Here is an 18,969-nt window from a genome sequence, read left to right as displayed (position 1 = left end):
ATCATACAGCTCAGCTAAGGTAAGGCTAATACAGATAAGGACTCCACTGAACCCCACCGATTAAATCGCACCTTCCCCAGATGTTCTTTTTGTTCAGCAGCTGGTAGGGATGAATAATGCGGCTCTTATCTTTATAGGTCAGCAGGCAGACGCTGCGCTTCTGAATCGCTTTTTCAATGATGTGCAGATAACGACGCATATCGTCGGCCACGGAATGCTCGGTACTGTCAGGACCAATAATGATGTTTTTTTCAGCCAGTCTGCCATCCAGATGCTGCCAGAAATCAATGCCACGTTCCGGGAAATAACTGTCGGCATTCAGCAGGGTGGCGAGAGAGTGATGGAGACTGCGTCCGGAGCGAGTGTCGCTGCCTTCGATCAGGCGATACTTTCCTTCACCACAGTGTTCGACAATCGGCGTCAGCGTATTGAGATCCCGGTAGACCGTGCGCTCAGTGATATCGAACTTCTTCATCAGCGCCTGGCGATCAACGACCCCGTGCAGATGCAAGGTGATAAGAATATCCACCAGTCGCTCTGCCGAACGACTTTTACCCGAAGTAGCCATAGCTGTTCCCTGTTATTCCCGTCAATCTGGTCGCTGTTCTGCTGGCGACAACAGCGAAAAAACGCTTTGCAGACAATATATAACGACCGATTTAAGTAAAACCTTAGTAACTCAACGTGATTAATTTTTGTCGGATTATCTGTCCCGAACCTGCTGTTTTTAGCCCTGGCCGAAACGCGTATCCAGAGCCTGAGTCAGCATACAGTGATTATGCTGACTGACCGCACGCCAGCCGCTGCCGGTTTGCCCCTGGGCAATGATCGACATTCCCAGTTTCGCCAGTTGAGTTATCAGGTCGGAAAACTCCGCCCCGGTGACCGGGCGAGGCTGCCAGAAGGTTTGCCTGTTGTCGGTAAAAATCGGCAATAACTGGATTTCCGGATGCGAACTTCCGAGCAACAGACGGACGATAAAACCGTATGCGGGCATACCGCGCTCCTGGTACTCGCCATTACTGTTGAACACCGCGTTGCCGATGCTGTAGACCACCAGGCTGTCGCCCAGTTGTTCCGTTTCGCCTGGCATATGCGACCCGGAGCCGATAATCAGGTCAGCACCGGCTTCGCTCAGTCGTTTTGCCAGTGCACGCTGCCCGGCGGTGGTCCAGCGGTAGTCCAGCCCCCAGTGAGCAAGGACGATGGTGGTCGCGGGCGACGCGCTGGCTTTCTCCTCGCGCAGGGCATCTGCCAGTCCGCCACTGAGGCAGGCCACGCCCGCGCGACGGGGGCGGGCATAAAAGGCGCATGCCTGCTCCATATACTGGCGATACCAGTAGGCGCTGAAAATTTTATAACGCCGCCCGCCAATGTTCAGCAGCAGCGGCGCCTGCGCCTGCCGGGCATTGAAGCCCGCGCCAATGCAGGCAATTCCGCCTTCGCCAAACGCGGCCAGCGTCTGATGCAGGCCTGGCAATCCGGCATCCATGGCGTGATTGTTACCCAGCGCCACCGCGTTAATGCCCGCATTACGTAGTGCGGCGACGCTGGCCTGCGGATCGCCGGTCAGGCAAAAAGGTTTGCGCCCCTCAAGGCTGGCGCTGAGATCGGTGCTGAGGGCGGCTTCGAAGTTGGCGAGGGTGAAATCACTGCCCTGCAAAAGGGGGGCGATCGCCTTAAAGCTATGGTCGTAGCCGTAACGTTGCAGGGCGTCATCGATACCGCGCGCCTGGCGTCGGCGGGTGTACCACTCGCCAAAATAGGTATCGCCCAGCAGGGTGAGGGTGGCCGCAGAGTCAGAGTGCCAGTGTTCTGCGGGGATGTCAGTCGCGGCGGGTTGTTCGCCGTCCGCTCCGGTAAGCAGCTCATCAAGCAGATAGTCGAGATGGAAGGCATCATCCGCACCGGCCACCGCCGCCAGCCAGAGATCGCCCTTGCTACGCTGCAATACGAATCCCCAGTCGCTGGCGCAGAAAGAACCCCATGCGCTACCGTCCGCGTGCAGGTTACTGGTTTTGCGGTAGACGCTCCCGCCAATAACCGCCTCATGCTCGCTAAACCACGCCAGCAAATGTGGATAACGCTTGTGAAAATGGCCCATCAGTTTTGCCACATCCGCCAGCGTGCTGTACTGCCCGGCGCGTGGGCGACCGGAAACGTTATTCAGATGCGTGTTGCTCATCTCAAAGGCTCGGGCCTTGCCGCGCAGCGACCTCAGCGCATCGGTACTGTTGCCTGCCAGCTGTTCGGCCAGATTAATGGCGGCGTCGCAGGCATGATGGATAAACATGCCTTGCAGAAGGGATTTTAGCGGCAGCCTGTCGCCCTGCTTAAGCCCGAGGGTCGGGTTGTTTTGCACAATGGAGGAGGCAATTTCGCGAACGGGAATGATACTCTCAAGGGTGATTTTTTTGCTGAGCAGCCTGTCAGCAAAGCAGCAGGCCAGAATTAGCTGGCTGAGGTAATGGGGCGCAAAGCGGCTTTCCGTGCGCTCTGCCACCCGCTGTTCGCCAGTGGTGAGATTGAAAAGCAGGCGCGCTCTTTGCCCTTTTTGCAACAGCGCAGGGCTTTCAGGAAGGCTTCTGAGCAGGTTCGCGACCTGATTAAAATCGCTGTTACGCACGCTGCCTTTTACCAGTACGACGTCGCCGGGGCGCAGGGTCGGGGCGACGCTATCGACCAGAGCCCTGGCGGTAAGAAAGTGGCCGCCTCGCACCGCTTCCGGTAACTCATTATGCAGCGCCGTCATCTCCTCGCCGTGAAGGTATGCCCGCTCGCAGCCCGCAGCCAGTAAGGGTTCGGCCAGCGCCTTGTGGATAGCGCTGGCCCGATCGCCGAGATTCACTATCCGCCCCAGCAGTGCGATAAGACGGCCACCGCTTTCACGGATACGCTGTGACGCGACCTCAAAGGCATTAAGCATCGACAGGTATTCAGCGTTGAAACTGTCATCAATCAGGGTCGCCGTAGCGCCGCCGGGCAGGGCCAGCGAGGTGAGGCCCATATGCCGCCCATCGCCACGATAGCCTTCGAGGCCGGAGAGAATACGCGCAAGACTGACCCCCAGCAGATCGGCGGCGATAAGTGCGGCCACCGAGTTCAGCGCCGCTCCTTTACCCGCGACCCTCAGCCGGTAATGCAGCGTCTGCTGCCTGAAGGAGAGGGTAATCAGGCTGCCATGTTCCTGCGGGACAAGCTGGGTAATACGTACGTCAGCTTTGGTGCTGAAACCGTAGCTGATGACCCGCGCGCCGTTACGTTCCACGCCTGCGCAGACGGTGGCATATTCGGCCATATCCCGGTTTAAGATGGCATAGCCGCCGGGGATCAGCCCCTGGCTAATCCGCGATTTAAACCGGGCCACGTCGTGCAGTGAGGTGACATTTTTGCGCACCTGGGTGATGCCGATTTCTGTAACGATCGCAATATGCGGCTTAATCTGTGGTCCGATGCCGCCGTTACGCATCCACAGGGCGGAAATCGCCACCTCCATCACGACTGTCTGCGGATCCCATATCGTTCGCGCCAGCGTGACAGCCGCTCCGGTGCGGCTGTTATGGTTCCCACGGCTGCTCACCACTGACAGGCTGCCGGTAAGTACCGCTTCCAGCATCTCTTTGGTGGAGGTTTTACCGACGGTGCCGGTTATCGCCACCAGCTTGCCGTTAAGACGCGAACGCGCCTGCGCTGCCAGCTGTTGCAATGCCTGATAGCTGTCGCCAACCACCAGTTGGGGAAAATCAGGGGGAAGATTTGTCATCAGACGCTGAACAATTGCGCCGCAGTAACGGGCGGCGTGGCGCGCCAGCGAGTGATGGGTATCGTTCCATACTGCATAAATACCGGTATTGCCGGAACCCTGAAGCCAGGTGTCGGTATCGATGGCGACAAACAGGCAGGGGCGGTCGTATTCCCTGTCGTCATGCAAAATGGCGATATCGGAAGCCTGCCAGTTGTCATCCGGGCGATTGTGCCAGACGCTGCCGGGTAGCCGTTCGAGTTCTGAGGCCGTCCAGCCTGACTGCTGCCCGCTTGCCCGCGCTGGTGGGGATGATGTCTGGCTCATGATCTAATCCTTACTGATTCAGTGCGCGCCCGCGCAGGGGGCAAAGGCTAATCTCTTTAACGCCGGGGTTGCCCTTGAGATCGTGGTACAGCGGCGCAACGGCAGGGCGTTCGAGTAGCATCACCTGGTGCCCCTGCTTGCGTAATGCCTGCGCGTATCTTTCCTGAAGAAAGAAGGGCGTATTGCGATCCTGCGGGTTGCCAATCACCAGGATCAATCGCCGGGGATCCTTTGCCACGCCGGCAATATGATCCAGCGGATCCCAGGGGTTAGCCAGCCCGTTCACGTCAAGATCGGCGGCCGGGGATTCGCCCCGCTGCTGGCGTATCCGTTCAGCGCGCTCCAGCAACCCCCAGGCGCCGGAGGTCAGTACCGCGCAGTCAATATCACGCCGACCGAAGGCCAGCAGCGCCGAAGCGGCGGTGGCTCCGCCGCTGTGCCCGCTGAGGATAAAATGCTGAATGCCGTAACGTGTTTTGATGGCGTCGAGGGCGGCGTTAAGCGCGAGAAACTCTTCCTGCTGGCGGCGGCGATAGTGGTTACCGCTGGAGCCGTAAGTGCCCGGACGGGCGACGATAAGGGTAGGCAAACCGCTCTGGCGGGCAATAGTCTGCGCCTGACGACGCTGGTCATCTGCGGTGTTGGCCGGGATGGTTTCCGGCGGGCGCTTAATCAGTGAGGTCCGATCGCCCCTGAAAATAACCAGCGCCTGCGCCGCCGCCTTCAGGTTGCCGGCGCTAAAGTAGCGAATACAGGCCTGTCCTGCCGGATACTCCACCCACAGGCTGTCATCGCCGGACGGGCAGTTTTCTTTGACCGCTGGCTGGTTCCACAGCAGTGGCGTCCCGGCGTGAGCGCTAATACCGACCAGCACCAGCAGAAACAGGGCGTAACATCGACTCACAGCAGCGCCTCACGGGCAGATAAAGATATAGACATACAGAATACACAACCAAGTATTCATAATGTTATTATGATGAAAGGATTTTAAGACCGGGAATTTTCAGGCGCAATCAGGAGTAAACATGTCGCTCAGCCACTTACTTGCGCAAGCCCGCCCGTCAATCGAAGCCATCACTCTTACGCCTGGTCCCGCCGTCTGCCCGAAATGGGTCATTTTTTTTACGGTTTGTGATGGTCAGACCCGGGCTCATATTGAGCAGGGCCGCGGTGAGACTTTCGACAAGGCCTGGCAGCAGGGCACTCAGGCGCTACAGCAGTGGCGAAAAAAGAGCGGAACCGAGGCCTGCTGGTTGCGGATAGATGTCGTTGATAAGGTAGAAACGCTGCGCTGGGATGCATTGCAGGCCCGCCTGGCGAAAACCAAACGTAACTATTTTCGCTTCGGCCTGAGCCTTGACCCGGCCTTTCGCTATGCCATGCTGGAGCAGGAAATTGCCGCTAATGCGCTGCTTTATGACGGTGATTGCGGCGTTGCCACTCCCAATACCAACAACCTTGCCCATTTTTCCCGTCGTCGCTTTGGGGCGTTGGTCAACTGGCCCGAACAACCTGAGCAGAATCTGTGGCGTTTTACCACTCAGGCGCTGTTTTGCGACGGCGAGCAGCTCTGGCCCATTGAATCCAGCGGGCGCAACAGCGGATACCGCCAGTTGCCCGACTGGCAGGAGACGTCGCTTGAGCCGATGATTGCCTCAGCCACCGACTATCTGGCGCGCCAGGTTACGTCATCCGGGCGCTATCATTATGGCTGGTTCCCCTGCTTCGATCGCCCGATCCCCACCTATAACGCCCTGCGCCATGCCAGTTCCACTTACGCCCTGCTTGAGGGATGGGAAGTGACGCAGCAGCCCGCACAGTTTGCGGCGATTGAACGCGCGCTTACAAGCCTTGGTCAGCACTTTATCCGCACCTTTACTCTGCCGGACGGCAGTGACGCCGACTTCCTGGTGGATACCGGGGATGAGATTAAGCTTGGCGGCAATGCGGTGTGTATTCTGGCGATGGCCAAATACAGCGAGCTGACGGGCGATAACCGTTATAGCGGGCAGATGGCGCGACTGGCGAACGGTATCGGTTTTATGCAGGATCCGCAGACCGGCGGCTTTGTGCATGTGCTTAACGCCGGGGATCTGTCACTGAAAGCAGAGCACCGGATTATCTATTATGACGGTGAAGCGGCGTTCGCACTGATGCGTCTCTACGGGCTGACAAAAAACCCGCGCTGGCTGTCGATGGTGGAACGGGCGATGGACTATTTTATCGCTCAGAATCACTGGCAGGCGCATGACCACTGGCTAAGCTACTGCATAAATGAGCTGACGCTCTATCGCCCCCTTGAGCGTTATTACCAGTTCGGACTGGATAACGTGCGTGACCATCTCGACTTTGTACAAAACCGCGTCACCACTTATCCTACATTACTGGAACTCATGATGGCGGCCTCAAGGATGATTGAACGTCTTGGCGCATCGCCGCACCAGCATTTGCTGGCTGACTTTGATATGACCACGTTTAATCAGGCGCTTGAGACCCGCGCGCGTTATCTGGCAAATGGATTTTTCTGGCCGGAAGTGGCGATGTTTTTTAAAAATCCGCCCCGTATCCTCGGCAGTTTCTTTATTCGTCACCATAGTTACCGGGTGCGGATCGATGACGTCGAGCATTACCTTTCCGGTTATGTCGCTTATCGTAAACGCTGGCTTCGCCAGTCTGACGAGCAGTGAGCGTAATCTATGCAACTGACTGTACGCGTTAGCAATCTTGCCAGGACTGGCTGACTGATGATCCGGCGACTTTCCCGCGCGCTTATCTCAGCCCAAAGCCGACGCTGGATCTCATTCTGGCTGCTGGTGTTGCTGATTATTTCTCCAGGCCTTGGGGCCGGATGGGATTTTAATGCGATAAGCAGTCGTACTGAGCGGCTGTACGGCCCGGCGACGCCTGCGGCCAGGCAGCGGATAGATGAGTGGGCGGCGTTACTTAAAAACCCGCCCGAGGGGACTATCCAGGATAAATTAAATAAAGTGAACCAGTTCTTTAACGCCCGAATGGCGTTTAAGGATGATATTGTTGTCTGGAAGCAGCAGGATTATTGGGCAACGCCGATTGAATTTTTACGTAAAGGCGCGGGGGACTGCGAAGATTTCGCGCTGGCGAAATATTTCACCCTGCGCGAAATGGGCGTTCCCGCTAACCAGTTGCGTATTACCTACGTTAAAGCGCTCCAGCTTAATCAGGCGCACATGGTTGTGACCTGGTATCCCACGCCTGATGCCATCCCGCTGGTGCTTGATAACCTGAAAACGGCTATTTTACCTGCCACGCAACGCACTGATTTACTGCCGGTTTATGCGTTTAACGGCGAAGGGCTGTGGCTGCCGCAATCAGGCGGAAGTAAACGTGTTGGTGACAGTAAACGACTCTCCCGCTGGCAGGATCTTCTCACCCGAATGCGTGCAGAAGGATTTGTAATTAATGAATAGGATGTGGCTATGTCCCTTTATAAACAGCTACTGATTGGCATCTGTTTATTTACGCTCGTCATTTTCTGCGGCAACTTTTTTGTTACCCTGGAGAGTTCGCGAGATCAATATCGTAATCAGCTCAGTGCGCATGCGCAGGATGCCGCCACGGCCCTGGGATTGTCGTTGACCACCAATATCGACGATCCGACGATGACCGAATTAATGGTGAACTCCATTTTCGACAGCGGCTATTTCTATCGTATTCGGGTTGTCGATATTAAAACCAATAAACCTATTATTGAGCGCAGCGATATTCCACAAAACGCCACCGTTCCGCAGTGGTTTGTGCGGCTGGTTAATCTCAGCCCTGGTGAAGGCGATGCCATTGTCACCCGTGGCTGGACGCAGGTCGCCAGGGTCGAGGTCGTCAGCCATCCTATGTTTGCCCTGACGCGCCTGTGGGACAGCATGGTCGCCAGCTTTTTATGGCTGACGGGCTGTAGCCTGCTGTGCGTTCTGGGCGTGACCCTGCTGCTGCGCCGACTTCTGCGCCCGCTGAACTATATTGTCGGCCAGGCCATGGCGATTTGCCGCCGCGAATTTCTTAATGCGCCTGCGCTGCCGAAGACGCCAGAGCTGCGCCGGGTGGTTGAGGCCACCAACCTGATGGTGACCCAGCTTAAGGTACTGTTCAGCGAACAGGCCCAGCGCACGGAGTCCCTGCGTCAGGAGGCCTATCACGACAGCCTGACTGGCCTCAACAACCGCCGTGCTTTTGATATGCACCTGCAATCACGCCTGAGCGATGAAGAGAACGCTTCTGGCCACCTTCTGCTGCTGCGGGTTCAGGATCTGATGGGGCTCAATCAGCTGCTTGGCGGGGCAAAAACCGACAAACTGTTGACTGCGGTTGCGGATATCCTGAGCGGGCTGCAACGCCACTATTTCCAGAATGAAGGCTTTCTAGCCCGCGTGCGCGGCGGGGAATTTGCCATTATTGCGCCGCAGATCCTGCCCCAGGAGCTGGACAATCTGAATAACACGCTCAGTACTCAACTGAAGGCGCTGTCTGAAACCGGGATGAGCGATGTGGCGCCGGTCGCCCACTTCTCCCTTGTGCCTTTCCAGGTTGGCGATAAGCCGCAGACGGTGTTGATGCAGGCCGACCAGGCGCTGGCGATGGCGGAAACCGAAATGCGTTTCTTTGCAAGCCAGGAGAGTACTTCCACGGGGGAAAGCGAAGAAGATCATCACAGCTGGTACACCCGCCTGGACGAGGTGCTGACGAAGGGGGCATTCGAGCTGTTCTCTCAGCCGGTGTATCAGTGCAACAACGCCCATGTCGTGCTGCATCATAAGATCCTCGCCCGTATCCGTACCCAGGACGGTGAGCTGGTGCCCGCAGGACGCTTTATGCCGTGGATCCATCGCCTCGATCTTAGCCGTCGCATGGATATTGTGATGTTGCAGCAGACGCTGGGTGAGCTGGCAAAATCAACCCGGCCGCTGGCGCTCAGTATCAGCGGCGCCAGCGTGGCTGACGATCAGAGTCTGAATGCCCTGTTGCAGCCACTGAAAAACGCGCCTCAGTTGGCGTCCCGCCTGACGCTGGAGCTGGATGAAAATGAGCTTCCTGATGCCGAACGCGTCAACATTCTGGTCAGTCGACTGAAGGAATTTGGCTGTCGTCTGGGGATCCAGCATTTTGGTGGCCGGTTCCACCTTATCGGAAATTTACCGCAGTGGGGACTTGCCTGGATTAAGGTGGACGGCAGTTATATTCGCGATATCGATAGCGAAGAAGATAAAAAACTGTTTATTGAGGCCATTTACTGGGCGACCCGACAGATTAATTTACCGCTTATTGCTGAGCGTGTGGAAACAGCAGGTGAACTGGCGATTCTGGAAAAAATTGGTTTGTACGGCGCCATGGGGCGTTATTTTGCTGATGCCAGTACCCTGGGTGGAAATTAACCGCACACGTTAAGACGAGGCTGAATATGTATTACATAGAACGCGATGCACAAGGGCGCATTATTCAGGTCGAGACGCAGCCCTTTCAGACGATGACCGGACAGAGTGAAGCCTGTACGGCGGAGATTGACGAGTGGATACGCCAGCAGGAGATCCGCGAAGCAACATTATTGCAACTGCGCCAGAGCGATCTGGAAATGGTGCGCGTGCTTGAGGATCTGATCGAAGTGCTGATGAGTAAAGGCGTTATCAGTATTACCGATCTGCCTCTGGCGGCACAGAGCAAGCTGACCAGCCGTGCTCAGGCGCGTCGCTCGCTGAGCGGTCTGGAAGGATTAATCGCCGACGATGACGAAGGACTTATTTGAGTCATTATTTTGCCTGAGCGCTGAATATATTATGTACTCCTAAGGGGTTATTGATCTGGCCCCTTTTTTTCACGTCTAAATAACATCTCAGGCTACTATTTATTCATGCCATCTATTAATATACCCGCCAGTATCATCGTGCCCGTATCAATAAAACATCTATACCCTGAATAATTCGAGTTGCAGGCAGGCGGCAAGCGCGTGAGTGCCCGAGGTGAGCAAACGTCGCCAGCGCTCATGCAACCTGAAGTATGACGGTATATCGGGACACGTTATCGTAGCCTTTGCTACGTATTGCCTTACTTAAATTAAATTCTCTTTTAGCATTCTATGCCTGAACAACGGATGTTTTGGGCCAGAAAAGGATCGAGGGAAACTACACATGAGCGGCGTATCTGGGATCGTTAAAGCGGTAATAGGACAAGTGTTTGCTGTTGGGCCTGATGGAAGCAGGCGTTTACTGGTTGAGGGCGACAGGATCCTCGAAGGGGAGCAAGTCCAGACCGGCAATTCTGGCGCTGTCACTTTATCTCTTTCTGATGGCAAACAGCTGGATCTTGGGCGCGACAGCCACTGGGACAGCACCGGAACGGTGACCACCGAGGCGACAGCTTCGCAGCAACAAGATGTTGCGGCGATACAGCAGGCCATTGCCGACGGTCAGGATCCGACCCAAACCCTTGAAGCCCCTGCTGCAGGCCCACAGGCTGGCGGGACTGGCGGTGAGCCCGGCGGTAGCGGCGGTGGCTCCCATACGCATGTGGTGCTCGATTTAACCGGCGAGATTGTTGATCCCACTGCGGGTTACCCCACGGTCGGCCTTGATTTTCCGGATGACCAGCGGCCGGAAGAATTAACCCTCCTTGATACTGCTAACGATCTCGCTGCGGATGATTCAGACGCCGATGCGGATTCTGATGCGGATGCGGATGCGGATGCGGATGCTGATGCTGACGCTGATGCTGATGCTGATGCCGATGCTGATGCTGATGCTGATTCAGACTCTGACTCTGATGCAGACTCCGACTCTGACGCCGATGCGGATGCTGATTCTGACTCTGATGCAGATGCCGACGCGGATGCAGACGCGGATGCTGACTCCGACTCTGATTCGGATGCGGATGCGGATGCAGATGCTGACTCCGACTCTGATGCAGACGCGGATGCGGATGCTGACTCCGATTCTGATGCAGACGCCGATGCAGATGCGGATGCTGACTCCGATTCTGATGCAGACGCCGATGCAGATGCGGATGCTGATTCTGACTCTGATGCAGACTCCGACTCTGACGCCGATGCGGATGCTGATTCTGACTCTGATGCAGATGCAGACGCGGATGCTGATTCCGACTCTGATTCGGACGCTGATGCGGATGCTGATTCCGACTCTGATTCAGACGCCGATGCGGATGCCGATTCCGACTCTGATGCAGACGCCGATGCGGATGCCGATTCCGACTCTGATGCAGACGCTGATGCGGATGCGGATGCGGATGCTGATTCCGACTCTGATTCAGACGCCGATGCGGATGCTGACTCTGACTCTGATGCAGACGCCGACGCGGATGCAGACTCCGACTCTGATGCAGACGCCGATGCGGATGCCGACTCCGACTCTGATTCGGACGCCGACGCGGATGCCGATGCCGATTCTGATGCAGACGCCGATGCGGATGCTGACTCTGACTCTGACTCTGATTCAGACGCCGATGCTGATGCCGATTCCGACTCTGATTCAGATGCCGACTCTGATTCGGACGCCGATGCCGACGCCGATGCGGATGCTGACTCCGATTCTGACTCTGATGCAGACGCCGACGCGGATGCCGATTCCGACTCTGATTCGGACGCCGATGCCGATTCCGATTCCGATTCCGACTCTGATTCAGATGCTGATGCTGACTCTGACTCTGACTCTGACTCTGACTCTGACTCTGATGCAGACGCCGATGCGGATGCCGATTCCGACTCTGACTCTGACTCTGACTCTGACTCCGACTCCGACTCTGATGCAGACGCCGATGCGGATGCTGATGCCGATTCCGATTCCGACTCCGACTCTGATGCAGACGCCGATGCGGATGCTGATGCCGATTCCGATTCCGATTCCGACTCTGATGCAGACGCCGACGCGGATGCTGACTCCGACTCAGACGCCGATGTGAAGCTGACTGTAACTGTCACCCCAGGTGATAAAACGGCGGATACCTCAGATAACGAAGTTACTCATATTAACGGCGGCAGCAAAAACCCGAATGGATACGATATCCAGAACGGGGTGATCGTCGCGATTGGCGATAACGTTCACATCTGGCTGACGCCGGATAGCCCGGATGGCAAAATCGCTGGCGATGCGGTGCCTAAGTCCAGTAGCCCGGATCAGATCCACTATTACACCAGCAGCGGTAACGCCAATGCCAGCAATGTTCCCGGCTCTGCTGGCCATACCGATATCTTTGTTGTTGGCGAGCATACCGGCGGCTACTACCAGCAGAGCGACTGGTCTAACAGCCAGTATAATTTTGTGCCGCTGAACGGTATTACCGGCAACCAGGGGCTGGCGGAAAGCAGTGTCGGCAAGGACTATATCTTTGTTAGCGGTGAGAGCAAAGATTACACCGTGACCGGCGTCGATCACCCGCAGAACCACCAGAACAACGATATCGACAATCTCCATGTCGTTGATAATACGACTCATCAATCGCCATTCCAGAATGCGAATGGTATTGAAGGGGTGGTATTTGGCGACGGGCCGTCTTCCACCCACGGCGGAAGTACCACCGTCAGTTATTCGGTGACGCTGAATCTGGATGTGAATCTGGAAAGTTCAGACAGCAGCGACCATCTCAATTCCGTGACCTTAAGCGGGATCCCGGAAAATGCGACCTTCACCGGTAATTACGTCGATGTCAGTTATGACGCTGTGAATAAGGTCTACGTTCTGACCTTTGATAACGAAACGACCCACTTCACCGGGCAGGTGAGTGTTGAGGTGCCGGACGGTAAAGAGGCGCTGGGTGATATCACCCTGGATGTGGATTCCACCGCGGCCGATCAGCACGATACCCATTTCACCTTTGATGGCGAAGAGGGTGGGCAGTATGTCAGCGACAGTCACACGGATCTCAGCACGGCGGATCATGCTGACGATATCGCTGATGACAGCCATATGACGACCAGCCAGCTTACCGACGAAAATCATACTGACACGGACAGCAGCAGCGCGCGGATGGCCAGCAGCGAAACGACCGACTCGCAAAGTGAAGATACCAGCCATAGCGCGACGACGGAGGAGCACAGCGCATCGTTAATCGATGACGAGAACCTGATGCTCACGCCGGACAGTGCCGAATCTACGCAAAGCCAGAGCGAGACCGCAAGCGCGGATAGCGCCAGTCAGACGACATCGGGAGATGAGTCGCATGATGCCACGGCAACGACCGCTGATATTCAGAGCGCCAGCCCCGGTTCGGATGAGCCGCTGAGCTTCAGCGATATCATCCATGATGAGGAGCATAACGATCTCAGCACGATGATTCAGGCAGGCCCGCAGAGCGATGCAACGGATGGGCCGACGGAGCCTGAACATGTCCCGGCCGAAGGTGGCGAGACAGCAGGTACTGACAGCTACCATGCCGGTAATGAAGAGATGATGGATAGCCTGATTTCGAAACCCGAAGACGTTTCATAACAGGCCGCCGCGCCGCGTCTTTCGGGATGCGGCGCGGCGCACAATCACTGAGTTCAGGTCAGACGAAGGATGCTGTTTGACAAAAATAGCCAGGACGCTTTTCCCCCTCTGGTTTAATGGCATTTTCTCTGATGGACAGTGACCCACAATCAGGGATTTGACGAAAAGGACGACAGGAATGAAATATCGTAGCCCTGTGACTATGGGTGCCGCGCTGATGCTTTGCGCTGCACAAAGCCAGGCCACAACCCTCGAGCAGGCAGTGAAAGAGAGCCTGTTATCGCACCCGGAAGTGAACGCGTCGGTAAACAGTCGCTATTCATCGGATCAGGATCTTCGCGCCGCCAAAGGTGGCTATCTGCCTTCGCTGGATCTCACGGCCGGTACCGGATGGGAGCAAACCGATAACGCCAGCACCCGGGCGGCAGGCGATCACTTACGTGACCTGCACCGCAGCGAGTCTGCCATCAACCTCACGCAGAACGTCTTTAATGGCTTTGCGACCAGCAGTGAAGTGGCGCGGCAGAAAGCCACGGTTAACTCACGCGCCTGGACGGTGATGAATACCAGTGAAACCACCGCGTTGCAGACTATCCAGAGCTATCTGGATGTGCTGATGCGCCAGCAAATGGTGCAGCTGGCAGAAGATAACCTGAAAAATCACGAGCGGGTGTTTGATCAGATCCGCCTGCGTACCCAGCAGGGCGTAGGCCGTCAGGCTGACTTTGACCAGGCGGAAGCGCGTCTGGCGCAGGCGCGCAATAATCTGCTGACTGAGCAAACCAATCTCGAAGATTCCCGCGCCAACTACCAGAGCGTGACCGGCAAAGAGGCTGATACCCTCGTCAACCCCGGGAAGATTGCAGTTCCGGCCTCGCTGGACGCCGCCCGTACCGTCATGCTGGATAACAGCCCGCTGCTCAAGCAGGCTGATTCTGATGTGGAAGCGACCCGCCAGCAGTACGAAGCCGCGAAATCCCATTTTTACCCGAATGTGAACGTTGAAGTGGGCCGGACGATGGATAACAACATCGACGGTACGCGCGGGCATAATCAGGAATGGCAGGCGATGCTGCGTATGCGCTACAACCTGTACAACGGCGGCAGCGACAATGCCACGCTCACCTCTTATGCCTACAAAATGAAAGAGGCTCAGGATGTGAAAAACAACGCCCAGCGCCAGTTAAACGAAGAACTGCGTCTGGCGTGGAACGCATTGCGTAACGCCGAGCAACAGGCACCGATCGCCAAAGAGTACGCCGATCGCAGCGTGACGGTGCGTAGCGCCTATCAGGAGCAGTTCAGCCTGGGGGATCGTACCTTGCTGGATATGCTGGACAGCGAAAACGAAGTCTTTAGCGCCCAGCGTCGTTACGTTGAGTTGCAGTTTGTGGAGATGTTTACCACTTATCGCATCAATGCCCGTACCGGCGAGCTGCTGAAAAGCCTGAATATTCAGGCTCCATCGGCATCGCAACCGCTTGAGCAGGCGCAACGCGCACAGCCGGAATTACCAGAGTTAAAATAAAACGATATTGAAGGCTGACGGGGTTATTTCCGGTATCATCACCGGCAATAACCCTCTCTTTTTTTAGCACACTGAGGCAGAGAATGACGCCTGATATTGACTTACCTGGTGACGCCGAGGTTTCCCCGCAGGCGCAGGTCAGACAGGATCCCCGGCAAGCCCATGATGATCCGCTGCTTGATGCCCTGATGATCATCTGCAAATTGCATAATATCGCTACCAGCCGCAACGTACTGACGACCGGACTGCCGCTGGAATCCCATCTGCTTACCCTTGAGACCTTTCCTCGCGCTGCCGGCCGTGCAGGGCTAAAGGCGCGGGTGGTACAACGCCCGGTGGAACATATTACCGCCCTGTCGCTGCCGGCCGTTCTGCTGTTGAAAAACAACCAGACGGCGGTGCTGATTGGCTGGGATGCGCAGCAACAGGCGCGCCTGCTGCCCAGTGAAACCGAAGGCAGTGAAATTACGCTGTCGCGGGAGACCCTTTGCGAAAATTACAGCGGCAGGGCGATTTTTATCTCGCCGGAACACGAGTTTGATGCCCAGCCGACGGCGACCTTACCGCGCACGACCAACTGGTTCCGCGACACGCTTAAGCTGTCGAAATTTCTCTACATTGACGCGATGGTTGCCAGCTTTCTTGTCAACCTGGTGGCTCTCAGCGCGCCACTGTTTGTGATGAACGTCTATGACCGGGTGGTGCCCAACCAGGCGACCGCTACGTTATGGGTGCTGGCGATTGGCGTCAGCATCGCGTTTGTGTTCGACTTTGTGCTGAAGGTACTGCGGGGCGTTTGCCTTGACCTGGCGGGGAAAAAGACCGATCTGGTGGTTTCATCGGCGCTGTTTGAGCGGCTGCTGGGAATGAAGATGAAGCTTCGCCCCCAGCGCGTGGGCAGCTTTGCGCAGAATTTCCAGGAGTTCCAGTCGGTGCGGGATTTCCTCTCATCGCTGACGCTGACCGCATTTATCGACTTTCCCTTTACGCTGTTGATCCTGCTGGTCATCGGGGTGATTGGCGGCCCGCTGGTGTTGATCCCGGTGCTGTCTTACCCGCTGGCGCTGCTGGTGAACTGGCTTATTCAGCGCCCGCTGATGTCGCGGGTACAAAAGACCTACCAACTGGCGAATGAGCGCCAGGCGATGCTGGTGGAGACCCTCACCGGGCTCGACGCCATCAAGATCAATAACGCCCAGAGCGAGCGGCAATACCAGTGGGAGCACCTTACCGGCCAGCTCAGTAAGCTGGAGTTGCGGGTGAAATCGCTCTCTTATGTGGCGGTGAACTTTACCTCCTGGTTGCAGCAGTTCAGCGGGGTGGCGATGATTGTTGCCGGGGTTTACATCATTATTAGCGGCAACCTGAGTATGGGCGGGCTGATTGCCTGCTACCTGCTGCACCGCCGCGCCATGATGCCCATTGGCCAGCTATGTAGCCTGATCACCCGTTACCAGCGCGCCCGGATGACCAAAGCCACGATCGACAGAATGATGGGGCTGGAGCAGGAAGTGCAGGATGGCGAAGTGCCGCTGAAGCGCGAAACCCTTTCCGGCGCGATTGAACTGCGTGATGTGACGTTCTGCTATCCCGGCAATAAATACACCTCGCTCACTAATATCTCGCTGACGATTCAGCCCGGTGAGAAGGTGGGGATTATCGGTCGTAGCGGCTCAGGAAAAAGCTCGCTGGCTAAATTACTGGTCGGTTTTTACCAGCCGGACGGCGGCAGCGTGCTGATTGATGGTATTGATATCCGCCAGATTGATGTTCATGACCTGCGGCATAATATTGGTTACGCGCCGCAGGATATCCACCTGTTTAACGGTACCCTGCGCGAGAACCTGGTGCACGGCGCCAGCTATGTTGATGATGAGACCATGATGCGCGCCGCTACCCTGACCGGGGTGCACGAGTTCGCTCGCCGTCACCCTTCTGGTTACAACATGCAGGTGGGTGAGCGCGGCTTGAGCCTCTCCGGTGGGCAACGGCAGGCGGTGGCGCTGGCCCGGGCTCTGTTGCTCGATCCGCCGGTACTGCTGATGGATGAACCCACCAGCTCCATGGATAACACCAGTGAAGATCTGATCAAAAAAGCGCTGGCGCCGGTCATCAGTAATAAGACCTTATTGATGGTCACCCATCGCGCCTCTCTGCTGTCGCTGGTGGATCGTCTGATTATTGTCGATAACGGCAGGATCATTGCCGACGGCCCGAAAGAGAGCGTGATGAGTGCGCTGAAAAAGGGACAAATTCATGCGAATCGTTGATGCGCTTAGCCGCCTGATGAGTTGGCTGTCAGGAGATAAACAGCCGACGCCGTTCACCACCAATGAGGTCAACAGAGCCCTGCTGGATGATGCTCCACGAGTGGTGCGTGTGACCCTGTGGGCAATCTTCGCTTTCTTTATTGCCATGATCATCTGGGCCGGGCTTGCCAGTATTGATGAAGTGACGCAGGGCGAGGGGCGGGCCATTCCCTCTTCCCGCCTGCAAAAAGTACAAAACCTTGAGGGCGGGATTATCGCTGAGGTGTTTGTCCATGAAGGCGAAGTGGTGCAGGCTGGCGCGCCGCTGCTGCGCCTTGACGACACCCGTTTTCGTTCCAACGCCGGGGAAACGGAGGCTGACAGGCTGGCGCTGGAGGCGCGCATTCAGCGCCTGACCGCCCAGCTCGATGATGCAACCTCGCTGACTCTGTCGCCAGAAATCATCAAACAGGCGCCGGATATCGCCAGTGGCGAAATGGAGCTTTTTGCCAGTCTAAACAAGCGCATCCAGAGCGAAATTGCCGGGCTTAACGAGCAGCTAGTGCAGAAGAACCAGGAACTGCTCGACTTCCAGGGGAAACTCATCCAGTACCGCCGCAGCCTGGCGTTGCAACAGCAGGAGATCAGCATGTCTGAGCCGCTGGTGGCAAAAGGGGCGATTTCAAAAGTGGAGATGCTGCGCCTGCGCCGTGCCGGGGTTGAAACCCAGGGACAGCTCGACTCCGTGGTGCTCGCCATTCCCCGTGCTCAGGCCGCAATCAAAGAGATTGAAAGCAAGGTGGGGGAAACCCGTGGCCGTTACCGCAGCGAAGCGCTGGGGCAACTCAATGAGGCGAGAACCGATCTGAGTAAGATTGAAGCTTCCGGCAAGGCGATTACCGACCGGGTGAACCGCACGCTGGTGACCTCGCCAGTACGCGGGGTGGTTCAGCAACTGCTGATTAATACCATTGGCGGCGTTATCCAGCCGGGTAATGACCTTGTGGAGATTGTCCCGCTGGACGACACCCTGCTGGTGGAGGCCAAAGTGCGTCCGCAGGACATTGCGTTTTTGCGTCCAGGCCAGGAAGCCACCGTGAAGTTCACCGCTTACGATTACACCATCTACGGTGGATTAAAGGGCAAACTTGAACAGATCAGCCCTGACACGGTGACCGATAAAGACGGGAAAAGTTTTTATATCATCCGACTGCGCACGGATAAAAACCACCTCGGTACGGATGATAAGCCGCTGCTTATCATTCCGGGGATGATCGCCTCAGTGGATATTATTACCGGTAAGAAAACGATTCTGGCCTATCTGCTCAAACCCATACTGCGGGCCAAAGCTGAAGCCTTCCGTGAGAGATAAAATAACAATGGGAGGCCAGGCCTCCCATTTTTCGACCTGCGCCAGCGTTAGCGCATTTTGGCCGACAATTTAACGAAGAACGCCAAATCGCTAAAGTTTCTGATCCCTTTAAAGATCGCCATAAACGAGATCTTATCTTTGAACAGCTGTTTGATGGTGTGCCGGTCTTTGATCTTTCTTCTGTAGAGGCCAAGGAAATGCCGGGATTCAACAAGGGAAGGTGCGATTTAATCGGTGGGGTTCAGTGGAGTCCTTATCTGTATTAGCCTTACCTTAGCTGAGCTGTATGA

11 protein-coding genes are annotated in these 18,969 nt (G+C 56.3%); 8 read left to right on the top strand and 3 right to left on the bottom strand.

Annotated features, from left to right (window positions below; all coding sequences use genetic code 11):
• Positions 1-25: 25 nt before the first annotated feature.
• The 3 genes from ACSZO4_RS18530 to ACSZO4_RS18520 all read right to left on the bottom strand — a co-directional run bounded on the left by ACSZO4_RS18530 (position 26) and on the right by ACSZO4_RS18520 (position 4,973).
• Positions 26-568 carry a helix-turn-helix transcriptional regulator gene (locus tag ACSZO4_RS18530; protein WP_437890503.1) on the bottom strand — a complete coding sequence of 181 codons (543 nt, stop codon included), beginning with the start codon at positions 566-568 and terminating at the stop codon, positions 26-28.
• Between the two features lie 159 nt (positions 569-727).
• Positions 728-4,069 carry a CapA family protein gene (locus ACSZO4_RS18525; RefSeq protein WP_437890502.1) on the bottom strand — a complete coding sequence of 1,114 codons (3,342 nt, stop codon included), beginning with the start codon at positions 4,067-4,069 and terminating at the stop codon, positions 728-730.
• Between the two features lie 10 nt (positions 4,070-4,079).
• Positions 4,080-4,973: an alpha/beta hydrolase family protein gene (locus ACSZO4_RS18520; protein WP_437890501.1), complete on the bottom strand. Its 894-nt coding sequence runs from the start codon at positions 4,971-4,973 to the stop codon at positions 4,080-4,082.
• 121 nt (positions 4,974-5,094) lie between these two features.
• Here ACSZO4_RS18520 and ACSZO4_RS18515 point away from each other — a divergent pair, with 121 nt between their 5' ends.
• The 8 genes from ACSZO4_RS18515 to ACSZO4_RS18480 all read left to right on the top strand — a co-directional run bounded on the left by ACSZO4_RS18515 (position 5,095) and on the right by ACSZO4_RS18480 (position 18,679).
• Positions 5,095-6,756 carry a Mur ligase gene (locus ACSZO4_RS18515; RefSeq protein ID WP_437890500.1) on the top strand — a complete coding sequence of 554 codons (1,662 nt, stop codon included), beginning with the start codon at positions 5,095-5,097 and terminating at the stop codon, positions 6,754-6,756.
• Between the two features lie 57 nt (positions 6,757-6,813).
• Entirely contained in the window at positions 6,814-7,515 is a 702-nt protein-coding gene (lapG, locus tag ACSZO4_RS18510) for a cysteine protease LapG (RefSeq protein WP_437890499.1), read from the top strand.
• Between the two features lie 9 nt (positions 7,516-7,524).
• Positions 7,525-9,471 carry a cyclic di-GMP receptor LapD gene (gene lapD / locus ACSZO4_RS18505; protein WP_437890498.1) on the top strand — a complete coding sequence of 649 codons (1,947 nt, stop codon included), beginning with the start codon at positions 7,525-7,527 and terminating at the stop codon, positions 9,469-9,471.
• A 26-nt stretch (positions 9,472-9,497) separates the two neighbouring features.
• Complete coding sequence (locus tag ACSZO4_RS18500) at positions 9,498-9,839, top strand: tryptophan synthase subunit beta (RefSeq protein ID WP_437890497.1); 342 nt, start codon at positions 9,498-9,500, stop codon at positions 9,837-9,839.
• Between the two features lie 382 nt (positions 9,840-10,221).
• Positions 10,222-13,530, top strand: a complete 3,309-nt coding sequence (locus tag ACSZO4_RS18495) for a retention module-containing protein (RefSeq protein ID WP_437890496.1) — start codon at positions 10,222-10,224, stop codon at positions 13,528-13,530.
• Between the two features lie 178 nt (positions 13,531-13,708).
• Positions 13,709-15,058, top strand: coding sequence for a TolC family outer membrane protein (locus tag ACSZO4_RS18490; protein ID WP_437890495.1), 1,350 nt, complete (start codon positions 13,709-13,711; stop codon positions 15,056-15,058).
• Positions 15,059-15,141: 83 nt separating this feature from the next.
• Positions 15,142-17,328, top strand: coding sequence for a type I secretion system permease/ATPase (locus tag ACSZO4_RS18485; RefSeq protein WP_437890494.1), 2,187 nt, complete (start codon positions 15,142-15,144; stop codon positions 17,326-17,328).
• 16 nt (positions 17,329-17,344) lie between these two features.
• Positions 17,345-18,679, top strand: a complete 1,335-nt coding sequence (locus ACSZO4_RS18480) for an HlyD family type I secretion periplasmic adaptor subunit (RefSeq protein ID WP_437890504.1) — start codon at positions 17,345-17,347, stop codon at positions 18,677-18,679.
• Positions 18,680-18,969: the final 290 nt, after the last annotated feature.

This window comes from Phytobacter sp. V91 (assembly GCF_965644225.1).
Classification (GTDB): Bacteria; Pseudomonadota; Gammaproteobacteria; order Enterobacterales; family Enterobacteriaceae; genus CBFFRJ01.
Note: the sequence above shows the minus strand (reverse complement) of the source record. Positions and strands in the feature narration are given on the sequence as shown.

What these genes read in the sequence shown, in the direction of transcription:
- ACSZO4_RS18530 (WP_437890503.1), bottom strand. Translation starts at nt 568, where the DNA reads ATGGCTACTTCGGGTAAAAGTCGTTCGGCAGAGCGACTGGTGGATATT.
- ACSZO4_RS18525 (WP_437890502.1), bottom strand. Translation starts at nt 4,069, where the DNA reads ATGAGCCAGACATCATCCCCACCAGCGCGGGCAAGCGGGCAGCAGTCA.
- ACSZO4_RS18515 (WP_437890500.1), top strand. Translation starts at nt 5,095, where the DNA reads ATGTCGCTCAGCCACTTACTTGCGCAAGCCCGCCCGTCAATCGAAGCC.
- lapG (WP_437890499.1), top strand. Translation starts at nt 6,814, where the DNA reads ATGATCCGGCGACTTTCCCGCGCGCTTATCTCAGCCCAAAGCCGACGC.
- lapD (WP_437890498.1), top strand. Translation starts at nt 7,525, where the DNA reads ATGTCCCTTTATAAACAGCTACTGATTGGCATCTGTTTATTTACGCTC.
- ACSZO4_RS18500 (WP_437890497.1), top strand. Translation starts at nt 9,498, where the DNA reads ATGTATTACATAGAACGCGATGCACAAGGGCGCATTATTCAGGTCGAG.
- ACSZO4_RS18495 (WP_437890496.1), top strand. Translation starts at nt 10,222, where the DNA reads ATGAGCGGCGTATCTGGGATCGTTAAAGCGGTAATAGGACAAGTGTTT.
- ACSZO4_RS18490 (WP_437890495.1), top strand. Translation starts at nt 13,709, where the DNA reads ATGAAATATCGTAGCCCTGTGACTATGGGTGCCGCGCTGATGCTTTGC.
- ACSZO4_RS18485 (WP_437890494.1), top strand. Translation starts at nt 15,142, where the DNA reads ATGACGCCTGATATTGACTTACCTGGTGACGCCGAGGTTTCCCCGCAG.
- ACSZO4_RS18480 (WP_437890504.1), top strand. Translation starts at nt 17,345, where the DNA reads ATGAGTTGGCTGTCAGGAGATAAACAGCCGACGCCGTTCACCACCAAT.